This window comes from Paenibacillus sp. GL_099_B, assembly GCF_057835695.1.
The window spans coordinates 249759-263692 of the sequence record NZ_CM174430.1 but is presented as its reverse complement, the minus strand read 5'-3'; the positions used below and the strand labels follow the sequence as shown (position 1 = coordinate 263692).

The following is a 13934-nucleotide window of genomic DNA, read 5'->3' as shown; positions in this document are numbered from 1 at the left end:
GCACATCTCACATCCCGCTCAGATCATAATCGTAGTCCGCAACGATCAATACGTCCATATGTCTGGATAACCTCACCAGCCTGCTGACCACCGTTCCCTTTCCACGATAGCCGTTCAGCCACCAGACCCGTTTCGCTTGACCAACCACCAACTGCGTTGCTTTTTCCTCAGAAGCTTTACCCGCCAAAATACCTGGCACGTCTCTTAGCCTCTGGCTATGATGAATATGAAATTTGCCGCCCAGTCGAACGGTCAGCTGTTCCAGCTCCTCCAACTGGCATTTCACTTCGTCATTCATGACTTGACCTACATGAACATGGTGCACATGCCAGACCGCCTTTAACCGGTAGGCTGTGCGAAATCCGCGGCGAATCAACCGTTCCGCATGCTCATCACTGCTTACGCAGACAAAGACCGCCTCCTGTCTGCGCCAGGGACCCCGAAGTGCACTTTTGCGCTCCTGTGATTCGAGGCGTTCATCCACATCATCGGCCAATTCCCGCAGGGCAAGTTCCCGTAAGGCAATCAGATTGCCAATGCGAAAAAAATGACCAAGCGTTTGTTCCACCTTGGCTGCTGCATAGATTTTACCCCCCCTCATGCGTTGCCGCAAGGCTTGGGGGGCAACATCGATAAGTTGGACCTCATCTGCCATTTGCAAAATCTGATCCGGCACGGTCTCTCTGACCCGAATTCCCGTAATATGCTCCACCGCATCGTTCAAACTTTCCAGATGCTGTACATTCACGGTAGTGATGACGGAGATGCCCGCATCCAATAGAATCTGTACATCTTCGTAACGCTTTTGCCGCGTGCTTCCCGGGACATTCGTATGCGCAAGCTCATCCACCAATACCACTTCAGGACATAGACGAAGAATCGCATCAGTGTCCATTTCCTCGAGCTGCACCCCTTGGTACACCCGCTGCTCTCGTGGAATGATGGATAATTGGCCGATCTGTTCCACCGTCTCCGCCCGATTATGTGTCTCCAGCAGACCAATCCGTACATCGATGCCTTTGCGGAGCAGATCATTGCCTTCCCGGAGCATCATATAGGTTTTTCCCACACCTGGCGCAGCACCGATGTATACCTTGAACTTACCACGCCGAATCTGACCAATCTGTGCCTTCATCTCCTGCTCACTTAACCTGCGATATGTTGGAGTCTCTGTATCCATCAATCGGGTCGGAAGCACCCGCTCGCCCTCATGCTGTGCCCGATCGGCAAGCAGAAACAGATCGACACCCCGCACCCTGCGCAGCAAGGAATTAACAAATGATCCCCGCCACAGCTCCTGCCAGCGACTGTGCCGTGAGTGTCCCATAACAATACGGGTAATCTGATGCTGGACTGCGTAGCGTGCAAGCGTAGATGGAATGTTACGGCGGTGTAACACAGGCAATTCCTCAAACTGTCCCTCGAATTTCTCCACCAGTTTGATCATATTGCGACGAAAAACAGTAGCTTCCTTGGTTAGCGGCTGCTTCATATTGCGAAAGGTCACGGCATGCAGATCTCCGTTTAATCTCTTCGCAATCTGCTGTCCCCGCCGAATATAGATGGACCCGTTCCAGTGATATTGGGTGGATACCAAAATGCGCTCCATGATACCTGTCGTAACCTTAATTCCCATCTCTTCCCGGTGCTCACGCAGTGATTCGTTGACCCCTTCCGCGACAAGTCGGAGAGCCAGTTCACGCAAAATGCCTAAATTGCCATGCCGGAACACCGCTTCACCTTCATGTCCCCGAAGATGTCCCTCCGCAAGGCGGCTTAATACGGTTTCAGGAGTTACATCGATCAGCTTCACTTCATCGGCCAGTTCAAGGGTATCGGCAGGCACGGTATGCTCTGCTGCAATTCCCGTTAGCTGGCGTGCAAGCTCCGTATATCCCTCCAGCTCATATACATTCACCGTTGTAATGACACTGATGTTGTGTCGCAGCAAATACCGAATGTCTTCCAGTCGAGTTGCATGACGTGCTCCTTTTCGGTTTCTATGAGCAAGCCCATCAACGAGCACAACCTCCGGATTACGTGCCAGCAGGGCATCCAGATTCAGATCTTTCATCTCCATGCCATCCTTCCAGCGAGACCAGTGAATGCTTGGAATCCGCTCCAACTCGCCGAGCTGCTCCACGGTCTCCGGTCTTTGCATGGTCGACACAGCGCAGATGACCACATCGATCCCCTGGTGGCGCAATGTGTTTCCTTCCCTAAGCATATGATACGTTTTGCCCGAACCGCTGACCGGACCGATATAAATCTTCAAAGTGCCCTGCTGCAGCTTCGTGATCATCTTCAAGATGTCTTCCGGGGACTTCCGCTTGAAGCTATCTTCCATCCTGTTCACTCCCCCAACATAACCTTTACTTAAAATGGAGAAAGCCCCTTCCGAAGCTCGGAAGAAGGCCTGATACGAACAACCAAGGGAAGTTGCATTCCCCGTGGATCTACCCAACACGATGCCTGTTATTTCAGCTCAGCCGTCAACGCTTGATTCAGAGCGGTCACATTCACACGCGGCTCACCGAATATGCCCAGCTGCCGCCCTTGTGTATGTTCCTCGACGATCTTGGCAAGCTCTTGCTCACCAAGGCCCGTTGCCTGGCTAATCCGGGGAATCTGTGCTTTTGCCGCTTCCGGTGACAGATCGGGGTCAAGACCGGAACCGGAACCTGTCACGAGATCTGCAGGAATTTGCTGCAAGCCCGGATTCGCTTGCTTGAGCTCCGCCACCTTTTCCTTCATTTCAACAATATACGCCTCCGAGGCAACGGCGCGATTGGAACCTGCCGATGCGGTTCCATCATAATTGGCGTTCGATGCCCGGGGCTGGAACAGCCCCGGCGATTTCACTTCCTGCGCCAGCAGCGACGAACCGATGGTTTTCCCGTTTTGTGTGATCAGACTGCCGTTGGCCTGATTCGAGAAGAGCAGCTGTGCCACTCCAGTTGTAACCAGCGGGTAGATAATACCGCAAATCAGCATAAGCACGACAGACAACCGAATGGCGGGCAGTACCTGTTTCATATGAATCACATCCTGATTTCGTTATTGTAAAAACTCAACCTATACGTGTTACACTGGTTCACTCCGATTGCAGCACCATCTTACGATCGCTGTTATCCCCAGATTTTTTTGAATTCCTTCCTATAGGTGAAAATACTAGGGATAAAGGCGAACACTTCGTTTCTTCAGATTGGTTCTGCACTCTCCGTTGTCGTGTAAATCAAGGCTTCTTTTTAAATGTTTAGTTAAATAAGCCCCGACAGCACCAGGTCAATCAGCTTAATTCCGATAAACGGAACGATTACACCGCCCACACCATAGATGAACACATTCCGTCCAAGCAGCCGCTCCGCGGACATGGCCCGATACTTCACACCCCGCATGGCGATTGGGATTAGCAGCGGGATAATGATGGCGTTGAAGATCAGCGCTGACAGAATCGCAGACTGTGGAGAAGCGAGATTCATAATATTCAGTGCCTGAAGCTGCGGCATCGCTAAAATAAACATGGCCGGAATGATGGCGAAATACTTGGCAATATCATTGGATATCGAAAAGGTCGTCAGTGCGCCGCGGGTAATGAGCAGCTGCTTGCCAATGGAGACCACCGACAACAGCTTGGTCGGGTCCGAATCCAGATCAATCATGTTGGCCGCTTCCTTGGCCGCCATGGTGCCCGAATTCATCGCCAGGCCCACATCGGCCTGCGCCAGAGCAGGAGCATCGTTGGTGCCGTCGCCAGTCATGGCGACGAGCTTACCCTCCTGCTGCTCTTTTTTGATCGCGGTAATCTTGTCTTCCGGCTTGGCCTCGGCAATAAAATCATCCACGCCCGCTTCCAGCGCAATGGTCGCCGCTGTCAGGGGATTATCCCCTGTACACATGATCGTCTTGATTCCCATGGCTCGCATCTCCGCAAACTTCTCTTTCAGCCCTGGTTTCACTGTATCTTTCAGATAGATCACACCATAAATCTGGTCATCAATCGCAACAGCAAGCGGTGTACCCCCAGCCTTTGCAATTCGGTTGGCTATATCGTCCAAATCGCCGGGTATCCGCCCTCCACGGGAGGAAATATGGCGTTTGATCGCATCCACCGCACCTTTGCGAATTTGCTTCCCACCGCTTAGATTCAGACCCGACATGCGAGTCTCTGCAGTGAAGTTCACATGTTCTGCATCTGCATATTCTGTCTCCGCCCAGTTCTCGCCCTGCTTGCCAGCCAATTCAACAACCGAGCGCCCCTCCGGTGTCTCGTCGACTACGGAAGCTTGCAGCGCAGCCCGAGTCATCTCTTGTGCAGATACGCCCTGAACAGGAATAAACTCCGAGGCCATGCGGTTGCCGTACGTAATAGTTCCGGTTTTATCCAGAATCAGCGTATCAATATCCCCTGCCGCTTCCACCGCTTTACCCGACATGGCGAGTACGTTGAACTGCGTGACACGGTCCATGCCCGCAATACCGATCGCGGATAACAGCCCGCCAATCGTAGTCGGAATCAGACAGACAAGCAACGCGATAAGGGTAGCCAGATCGAGCCGGATGCCCAAATAGTTCGCCATGGGCACCATGGTCATGATGACAATCAGGAATATCAGGGTCAACACGGCGAGCAGTGTTGTCAGCGCAATTTCATTCGGCGTTTTCTGTCGCTGTGCGCCTTCAACGAGTGAGATCATCCGGTCGAGGAATGACTCCCCCGGATCGGTCTGCACACGCATCACGATATAGTCGGAAGTAACCCGCGTGCCTCCCGTAACGGAGGAGAAGTCACCGCCCGCCTCCTTGATTACGGGAGCTGATTCCCCGGTAATGGCGGACTCGTCGATAGAGGCCAGCCCTTCAATAATCTCACCGTCCGTGGGAATCAGTTCGCCTGCTTCTACACGGACGATATCTCCTTTTTTCAACTGGGTCGAAGACACTTGCTTAATGGTTCCATCTTTCTGTACCAGCTTCGCAGTGGTGTCCGATTTCGTCTTGCGCAGCGTATCTGCCTGAGCTTTGCCCCGTCCCTCTGCCAGTGCTTCAGCAAAGTTGGCAAACAGCAACGTGAACACCAGGATGAGAAACACCGCGATGTTGTACCCTCGCCCTGCCTCGGATGCAACAAATAGATCTGGATCGATACATAACAGCAATGTGATGAGTGTGCCGACTTCGACGATAAACATCACCGGATTTTTGATCATGACGACCGGGTTCAGCTTCTTGAAGGCATCCAGAGATGCCTGGAGCAGAATGTCCCGACTTAATGTTTTGCTTCTTTTGGGCGTACCGGGATCGGTACCCGTACCTCTCGTTCCTTTACCCTGGGTTCTGATCGTGCCTCTGTCTAATCCTTCCACTGTCTGCTCCTTCTTTCGTTCTACAACATTCATTGTGATAATCCACCTCCGCACTTTACGTCCTTGCTCCTATTCCCATATCCGATCACCATACCGTTCATCATCGGATCATCGCCAAATGTTCTGCAATCGGTCCAAGTGCCAGTGATGGGAAGAACGCCAACGCCCCAACTACCACAATCATCATCACCAGAATACCTGCAAAAAGAGGTGTATGCGTACGCAGTGTACCGGTTGTTACGGGAACCACTCGTTTAGTGGCCAGTGATCCGGCAATGGCGAGCATCGCGATCATGGAAATGTATCTTCCAAGCAGCATCACCACACCAATGGCGATGTTGTAAAAGTCTGTGTTGGCATTCAGCCCGGCAAACGCCGATCCATTATTGGCAGCTCCGGATGCAAAGGCATATAACACCTCGGTCAGACCATGCATGCCTGAATTCGAAATTGAAGCGACAGACTCAGGACGCATAAGCGCCAGCGCGGTCGGAGCCAGAATAATCAAAGGATGAACAAGCAGCGCGATAGACGCGAGCTTCACTTCCTTACCCTCAATTTTTTTACCAAGAAATTCAGGGGTCCGCCCAACCATCAGCCCACAGATAAACACAGCCAGAATCACATAGAGCAATCCGTTGAGCAAACCTACCCCTTTACCGCCGAATACGTTGTTGAGCATCATCTCAGCCAGTGCGACCATGCCACCAAGCGGGGTGAGCGACTCATGCATATTGTTCACCGACCCCGTTGTGGCTGCTGTGGTCACCGCTGTGAAAAGCGCCGATTCCGATACCCCAAACCTGACTTCCTTGCCTTCCATATTGCCTTGGATTCCCACTGCATCCAGCGCTGGCACACCGCGATATTCCGAAACAAATACCGTGGTCAGCATCACGAGGAAAAGTAAACTCATTGCCGCAAACAGCGTCCAGCCCTGCTTCCGGTTGTTCACCATGATGCCGAAGGCGTAAACCAGCGCAGTAGGAAGCAGCATCATGCAGACGATATGCACCAGGTTCGACAACGCCGTGGGGTTCTCAAATGGATGTGCTGCATTGGTTCCGAACCAGCCTCCACCATTGGTACCCAAGTGTTTGATCGACTCCAACGAAGCGACCAGCCCGCGGCTAATCGTCTGCTGCGCCCCATCCAGCGTGGTAGCGTTCACCGCTCCCGCCAGTGTCTGCGGCACACCCTGAAATACGAGGAACAACGCCACAATGAAGCTCAGCGGCAAAAAGATTCTCGTAATCGACCGTACCACGTCGACGTAAAAGTTCCCCAGTTCATCCCGTCGGCCCACCAGGCCGCGAATAAATGCAATAGCGACCGCGAAGCCTGTCGCAGCTGAGGTGAACATCGGAAACGTCACTGCCAACATCTGGGACAGATACGACAGGGCGTTCTCGCCCGTGTAAGACTGCCAGTTCGTGTTGGTCATGAACGATGCAGCTGTATTAAAGGCCTGTGCCGCAGGCATATTGCCAATGCCATCCGGGTTGAGCGGCAAATACTTTTGCAGCCGTAGCACCAGAAACATTAATAACAGCATGACGAAGTTTGAGATGAGCACGGCTGACAGGTACTTTTTCCAACCCATCGACTCGTTCTCCTTCACCCCCATCAATCGATACAGCAATCGCTCAGGCCCGCCAAATATCCGATCCAGTCCTGTTCGTTTGCCGTCAAACACCTTCACCAGATAACTCCCCACTGGCTTCACCAGTAGTATGATGATCAGCAGCGTCACCGCCACTTGTAATAAACCGCTACTCATATCCGCATTTCCTCCCTAAAATCGACGATCCGAGTGCTTCTGGTTTCGTACCCCAAGCGACCATCAGAATTTCTCCGGCCTCACTAGCACGTAACCAAGATAGACTACCAGTGCGAGCACAATCATGCCGATGACGATCATACGGCTTCTCCCCTTTCATGCCCTATGCATTCATGCTTTCTCACAAAATTTCACAAAACCCCAGAACACCACAAACAACAGCACAACCAGCCCAATTATCGTGGCATCATTCACCATGTGCTCCCCTCCCTCTCTCTACCGTTCTTGCAACCTTCTACATATGAAATCGTAATACGAAACGCTGTAAAAAGGGGGTAAAGAAATCCCTCCAGGGTGTAAAAAAAGCGTAAAAAAGACCCGTTCCCCTCAGCGATCAGCTGATGGAAACGGGTCTATGATATTGGGTGCCCTTCATCCAAACGGATTCTGAGCCCATTGCAGCAGTCTCTTCCGAGTAATTTTCCCGTGTGACGTATGTTGAATAACTTGGCCGCCGTCCAGCAGCAGGACTTGAGGCGATTCATGGTGAACCTCGGTATCTTCCGCAATGCGGCGGGAAAGCGAGCGGCTTTCGATAACTTTGACGATCCGGTACTCCATTTTCTGTGCGGGATCTGATGCATTTGAGCCCACAAAGGCCATAAACTCCCTGTATGCTCTCGCACTGATTGGACAAGTTGTACTGTGTTTCAGCAGCAGCACCGGATGATCCTGCGACCGCTCAAGCACCTCTTCCCATTCCTCCTGCTTATACAATTCCTTGACATGTTCACTCAGCATATCATCCAGCCCCGAGCCTGCACGTTTGCTAACGACAGATCCAACCACGACGCCCAATGCCACACCAAAGGCAACCCCCAGGGCAATCTGGTTTGTTGCCACGCCAATACTTGTTCCAATGGCAATACCCACCCCAAGCCAAAGAGTTTGAGGATTCACTTTTTTGTCCATGGAGATCATCCTCCCTAAAGATATTTATAAAATAATATTAACTTTTATGTAGGAGCAGTCACTCATTTGCCTGTATAAAATGGCTATGGTAACATAAGAATAGACAACATGGAGAGGTGAAACCCTCTCACGGCGCGCGTCTGTTCAGATGCAGAGCAAATCCCACCGCAGGCGGTTAACCTGTTTAACGGTGGGTTTTTGTTTATGACTTCATTATGGTAATTCCACCCGTTGTCTACCGAAAATTATACCATAGGCGCCTACGCAGGTGCTTTTATATTCCTCATCGAAGAGTCCACTTTTGTGATACACTGAGTGTAATTTGGCAACGATGAACATGAAGATATGATTGGAAAGGCGGAAATTCGTTATGGCATATGCTTTTATGATCGAACCGCAGTATTATACCGCTTTGGAGAACGAAGACGAGTTGATTGAGAAGTGCCAGGAATGGGGCCTGCTTTCGGAGAAAGCTACAAAGGTCAAAACCTTCTATTATAAAGGCAATGGTTTGAATGTACCTTGCACCATCATTGGCTTTGTCGATCATATGGCCGCAGTCATTCAACTGGATAACGATCAAAAACACTGCATCCATCCTTCTTATCTGAAAGAAATGCAGGCGTCTGGCTATAATGTAAAAGGTCCAGTTGGAGCAGGTACGGCAAAGGATAAATCTAATGGACCAGTCGCTACAACCAACTTAGAGGAGCTCCCTAGCTCTAATGCTGCACAAGATCCTGTTACTACTTCCTATTCGGATAAGATTCCATCCGTTATGAGTGACTTTGATTCCGAATTGGATGTGGACACGGATGACGATGACTCCTCCTCCGAACTGAAAGGCGACCCTGAAGGCTTAGTGGAAGAGTACATTGGCCCCGCAAACGGGGCAACCAGCGCAGCCAAACCGAAAGCAAAAACCTCAGGTAGGCCTAAATCGGTCAAGATTGAACTGCCTGAGGGAAAAGTTAAAATGTCCGCAGTTGTGAAGGAATTTACGACCGTGCCCAACCACTTTTCCGACAATGACGATGAAGTCATTATCTATGAAGCTCTTACGATCACCGAGCCCGAAGTTATTGACGTTGGCGAAGCCTGGTCCAGCCACAGTGCCACGATCAAGAAGCAGGAGCTTGAGGTTGGCGATGTGCTTACTTTTGAAGCAAAGATTATCAAGAAAAAACTAACCAAGAACCCGGTTCCTTATAAAATCAACAACCCTTCCAAGATTCAGAAAGAATAAAAGCCGCAAAAAAACCTCCAGACATGTTATCCCTGTCCTGGAGGTTTTTTTGCGGCTAATTATCGCCTATACGGTAGAGATCGTTAAGTCTTACTAATGGTTGCCTACAACACAGCTGATCTGGAACTGAACGCCAAATTTATCGATAACCATTCCGTAGGCTGGACTCCAAAACGTTTCCTGTATCGGCATTTTCACTTCGCCACCGTCTTGCAACTGGTTGAAAATTGCTTTGGCTTCATCGGCAGTATCTGTGTTCACCGTAACATTAACATGATTACCTACAATATGCGGCATGCCAGGAAAGGTATCTGATAGCATTAGTACAGAGCTACCAATCTGCAAAGAAGCATGCATGATGCGGTCTTTCGCTTCTGGTGGTACGGGGTGATCCGGGTTGGAAGGACCATCGCCAAACGTCTGGAGAGCCAACACTTCCGCTCCAAATGCCTTTTTATAAAATTCCACTGCTTCACGTCCATTGCCATCCGTTACAAGATACACATTCAAGCTGATTGCCATTCGTGCTTCATCTCCTTGAAATCATGTAATTAAACCATTCCTGCCGCTTGCGACATGAGTATAAACGAACAGGCTGTCCGTTGACAAGAAGGTATTTCTACAAGCCTCTCTATGAACCATTTTTTCTCCAAATGGAGCTCTGACCACGTTCGAATCATCTTGTAGCGGTACTGGGTGAGGATCATCATCGTTCATTGGTAGGATTGTCCTGTAATCCTTATTTTATCCCCGGTTTGTGCGAGCGAAATGAAAGATTGTTAGGATAATACCCGGTACCAGCGCAGCAAAACTGGTAGAGATAAGACACCATTTCAGCAGAGTAAAAATCGGGGTCAATTCAGCTACAACGGGAGTATGTACAGGATAACGATACATCGTCAAGGAGGCACCTGCATTTTCAAGCATATCCAAAGCCCATCCACCGACTGGCAGTAAATTAAGCCCTCGCCAGCGATTCTCTGGCGGAATCACTCGATACAAAATAGACAACAAAACCACCAACAGGAACAGATAAACGATCGGCCAGACGAGATCAAACGTAAAACGTGCCTGGATATAATCGCTCCGCCCTGCTTCGCCATATTGTTCAGCCATCTGGTAGAGATCATTTGCCGAATACAGGAAGGATGTATCCGGTGATTCTCCAATTCCTGTTATTTCTTCCGACTTCGCCGCCTGCCAGGGAAGAATGAATGCAATAAAGCATGCAAAAATCACAACCGAAGCCACCACCCATTTCCAGTTCACCCAATGGTATAGCCCTCTCGAGAGTTTGCTCAGCATGGTCTGTTCCTCCTTTCTCCAAAAAAAAACCACTCTCCCGAATCCTGTCGGTAAAATGGCTGCGGTCGATCCTATGAGGTTAGCGCGTTTTTACGATGCTATCTATTTCACTTTTCAACAAGAGGTATCGGTGAACACTTCTCATGATCGGGACCTTAGTTAGTTTATTCTTGTCTACATAAAGTTTCATCTGATCTTTGGTCAGACCGAGCAAACTCCCTGCTTCAGATACCGTCAATACAACCTCGGGATTCGTAGCATTAAACGTTTTTTTCACTTTCTGGTTCCAGTCCTCGAATACCTGCATAGATCAGTGACCTCTCCTATCCATAGCCAGTCATTTTCCAGGCTGAATAGATCTATTATATCATACTTGTGATGATCGTAACTTAATCCTTATAGAGAACCAATTAATGTTAGTGATTTAGGCTTCGCGGCCAAACACCTCGAACTGACTTAATGCCGGGAATGGAGAGGGATCTGACGACTTGATCAGTTCGCTTAACGTTACCCATTCCACGTCCTTCGACTGAATTGCGATCGTTTGTGGTTTATGAGTTTGGATCAAACTAGCCTGCTCGGAGCTGCCATCGGAAAAGGTAAGAGTAACTCGCTCCCAGAAGTTATCGTGGGGAAAATCTGCACGCAAGGTCAGGACTACTTTGTCGATAGACACCCTGCGTCCAAAGTTGACTGTGATAGCAGCATCATCCCGCTGGTTGATCCCCCAAGATTCGTAAGGCCACTCGCCATGTGAATCATTGGCGCTGTTGCCATTGATGGCGTTACGTGCTGCAAATACAGACTCTCCACGGGTCTCCACGTTGGCGGAAGCATGGGGAAAACAGCTTTCGTTTCCATGCTGATCATACGGATTTAGCGCTACATTTTTATATGCCTCAATCTCTTCCCGTGTAGCCAACCGAGCACTTAGAACATGCTTGTCACCCGTAAATGACTTTGGTGAATAGGACACTCGTTTCTCGTCAAAAGGAATGGCATAACGATACTCCTCACCTGTAAAATAAACGAAAGCCGGGTTCATGGAATCCTCCAGCTGGATGATCAGATATACGTTTACATCAGAGCTTCTTAGAACGATGCTGTCTCCTGCTCCAAAGGCCTGTCTGTACACAAGATTTACTTGTTCACTGTCCGTACGCGTTTCGAGCACCACACCGTCCGCATTTTGAATTTCGAGTGATAAGTTCGTCATCTACATTCTCCATTTCTATTGATATTATTTATAATTTTCTTGATCGGAAAATATGAAAGCGCTTCGCTTTATTATACTTTATCATAATCACGGGACTGGGCACCCCTGAATAATGACTTATTTAACACGAAGACGAGTATATTTCTCAATATAAGAAATGCAAAAAGAGCCACTTCCTTAAAGTGGCCCCACGATGTAAAACTAAATGATTGCCTTAAGCCTCTTCCCAGAAGCGGCGCAGGTTGCTCATGGCGATTTTGGAAGCAGATTTGCATTCCTCCATGCCCTCAAACTCAATCGTAATGTTACCATCATAACCGGAGTCTTTAATCAGCCTCACAATTTTGCGAATTGGAATATCCCCTTGCCCAACAATGGCACCGCGCAGGAAGTTGCCGTAAGCGGTTGTGAACCATTCCCCTTCACCCGGATGCTCATCATAAGGGCGGAAATAAAAGTCTTTGAAGTGGACCAGAGAAGCGTACGGCAGATTTTTCATGACCCCGATAATCGGATTCTCATCCACACACATGAAGTTGCCGATATCGAGTGTCGTTTTGAAGTTGGGACGATCTACGGCATGAAGCACACGCTGCACACGGTCACTGGCCTGCACACTGAAGCCGTGATTCTCAATGGTTGTTGTAATGCCAAACTGTGCAGCATAATCAGCAATGATCTGGCTTCCTTTCACCATCAGCGGCAAATTTTCCTCAAACCAGGCAATGGTCATTTTCTCCTTAGGCAAAGTAAACGCCGTTACGTCATGGCGCATATGCTTTACACCCATTCGGTGTACAACATCGACATGCCTTTTAACCCGAGCTATCTCTTCTTCAAAAGCTTCTTCCGTCTCCTGCACGAAATTCGCAGGCATCGAATAGTTGGACAGCTCAATACCCGTAGAAGCAGCTCTCTCCCGAATGGCGTCGGCGAGATCAGGATTGTCCTCCACGGTGTAGCCATACGGAACCATCTCCATATGCTCTCCACCATTTGCAGCAATCCAGTCGATGATATCCAGAACCGTCATTTCACCAGAATTCAGATCGTTCAACAAGCTATACGTACTCAGGCCCACTTTCATCTGCTCAGCTCCCTATCGGTATTGTTGGATAAATTTAACCGCTTTGCGAATGTCCTGCTCCGGCTGGTCGCCTACCTCGCGCTCAATCGTCAGATAACCTTTGTAGCCGATATCCCGAAGAGCTGCAAAGTATCCATCAAAATCCACACTGCCCTCTCCCAGCGGCACCTCACGGAAGAACGTTCCGGAAGAGACCATTTCGGCAATTTTCTCATGATCCATAGGCGCGTATCCCACTGCACCGTATACGTCCCTCGGGTCTACTTCCTTCAAGCGTACACCATCTTTCACATGGGTATGCACAATATAATCCTTGAGCAGATGAACACCTCTTGCAGGGTCATCTCCGGTAACCATCACCATATTGGCCGGGTCAAAATTAACCGAAACCCCGTTGGTGGACAGGGTATCCAGAAATCCTTTCAGGTCTGCTGCCGTCTCCGGTCCCGTCTCAATCGCGAAGTAGGCTCCTGCGCTTTTGGCGTATTGGCCTAGTTCCTCACATGCGGCATGCAGTGTGGCATACACTTCGGAGGAAGGATCGTGCGGAACAATACCGATATGTGTTGTGACGATATTCGTCCCCAGATCAAGAGCAAGATCCACAATGCGCTTGGACTTCTCTACTTTCCACGGATTATCTTCCTTGACCTGAAACCCGTGACCGCCCAAATCGCCAACCAGGGCAGAAATTTCAAGACCGAGAGAATCGATATAACTTCTTAACTCCTTGCGGGCCGCCGGAGAGAGGTTTTCGGGGTCCATCTCTCCATGGACTGCATAGATCTGTACGCCTTCTGCACCTACATCCTTCGCTTTGCTTAACCCTTCACGTACGCCTACACCGAAGCTATCCACGATAACGCCAATCTTGTTTGTTAATTTCATGCCATACCCTCCCGTTAAATCGGTATTTGATTTTCCATTCCTGGTGAGCCTTCATGATGGATGGAATGCTCTAT

Annotated in this window: 13 protein-coding genes; 1 reads left to right on the top strand and 12 read right to left on the bottom strand. The window is 49.6% G+C overall.

Translation table 11 applies throughout. The features are described 5' to 3' along the window. Window positions 1-7 precede the first annotated feature (7 nt). The 6 genes from AC3ITG_RS01195 to ytxJ all read right to left on the bottom strand — a co-directional run bounded on the left by AC3ITG_RS01195 (window position 8) and on the right by ytxJ (window position 8118). Entirely contained in the window at window positions 8-2347 is a 2340-nt protein-coding gene (locus AC3ITG_RS01195; protein ID WP_489252561.1) for a histidine kinase, read from the bottom strand. A 128-nt stretch (window positions 2348-2475) separates the two neighbouring features. After that, window positions 2476-3036 carry a potassium-transporting ATPase subunit KdpC gene (gene kdpC / locus AC3ITG_RS01190; protein WP_413374497.1) on the bottom strand — a complete coding sequence of 187 codons (561 nt, stop codon included), beginning with the start codon at window positions 3034-3036 and terminating at the stop codon, window positions 2476-2478. Between the two features lie 224 nt (window positions 3037-3260). Further along, on the bottom strand, window positions 3261-5399 hold the full coding sequence (kdpB, locus tag AC3ITG_RS01185) for a potassium-transporting ATPase subunit KdpB (RefSeq protein ID WP_489252560.1): 2139 nt from the start codon (window positions 5397-5399) through the stop codon (window positions 3261-3263). Between the two features lie 67 nt (window positions 5400-5466). After that, entirely contained in the window at window positions 5467-7146 is a 1680-nt protein-coding gene (kdpA, locus tag AC3ITG_RS01180; RefSeq protein WP_489252559.1) for a potassium-transporting ATPase subunit KdpA, read from the bottom strand. Window positions 7147-7209: 63 nt separating this feature from the next. Then, window positions 7210-7272, bottom strand: a complete 63-nt coding sequence (locus AC3ITG_RS01175; protein WP_231952816.1) for a potassium-transporting ATPase subunit F — start codon at window positions 7270-7272, stop codon at window positions 7210-7212. Between the two features lie 306 nt (window positions 7273-7578). Next, a complete protein-coding gene (gene ytxJ / locus AC3ITG_RS01170) occupies window positions 7579-8118 on the bottom strand; it encodes a bacillithiol system redox-active protein YtxJ (protein WP_413374495.1) in 540 nt (179 codons plus the stop codon). 370 nt (window positions 8119-8488) lie between these two features. Between ytxJ and AC3ITG_RS01165 the strand changes: the two genes are divergently transcribed. Next, window positions 8489-9364, top strand: a complete 876-nt coding sequence (locus tag AC3ITG_RS01165) for a hypothetical protein (protein WP_489252558.1) — start codon at window positions 8489-8491, stop codon at window positions 9362-9364. A gap of 93 nt (window positions 9365-9457) precedes the next feature. Here AC3ITG_RS01165 and AC3ITG_RS01160 read toward each other — a convergent pair whose 3' ends face one another. From AC3ITG_RS01160 to AC3ITG_RS01135, 6 genes are all read right to left on the bottom strand, one after another. Further along, window positions 9458-9886, bottom strand: a complete 429-nt coding sequence (locus AC3ITG_RS01160) for a VOC family protein (RefSeq protein WP_413374493.1) — start codon at window positions 9884-9886, stop codon at window positions 9458-9460. A 222-nt stretch (window positions 9887-10108) separates the two neighbouring features. Further along, window positions 10109-10669, bottom strand: a complete 561-nt coding sequence (locus AC3ITG_RS01155; protein ID WP_489252557.1) for a hypothetical protein — start codon at window positions 10667-10669, stop codon at window positions 10109-10111. 79 nt (window positions 10670-10748) lie between these two features. Next, the gene (locus tag AC3ITG_RS01150) at window positions 10749-10976 is read right to left on the bottom strand and encodes a hypothetical protein (protein ID WP_053782996.1); all 228 of its coding nucleotides are present in this window, start codon (window positions 10974-10976) and stop codon (window positions 10749-10751) included. 117 nt (window positions 10977-11093) lie between these two features. Beyond that, on the bottom strand, window positions 11094-11885 hold the full coding sequence (locus tag AC3ITG_RS01145) for a carbohydrate-binding protein (protein WP_489252556.1): 792 nt from the start codon (window positions 11883-11885) through the stop codon (window positions 11094-11096). Window positions 11886-12099: 214 nt separating this feature from the next. Further along, the gene (locus AC3ITG_RS01140; protein WP_489252555.1) at window positions 12100-12972 is read right to left on the bottom strand and encodes a sugar phosphate isomerase/epimerase family protein; all 873 of its coding nucleotides are present in this window, start codon (window positions 12970-12972) and stop codon (window positions 12100-12102) included. Window positions 12973-12984: 12 nt separating this feature from the next. After that, the gene (locus AC3ITG_RS01135) at window positions 12985-13860 is read right to left on the bottom strand and encodes a sugar phosphate isomerase/epimerase family protein (protein WP_413374489.1); all 876 of its coding nucleotides are present in this window, start codon (window positions 13858-13860) and stop codon (window positions 12985-12987) included. Between the last annotated feature and the right edge of the window lie 74 nt (window positions 13861-13934).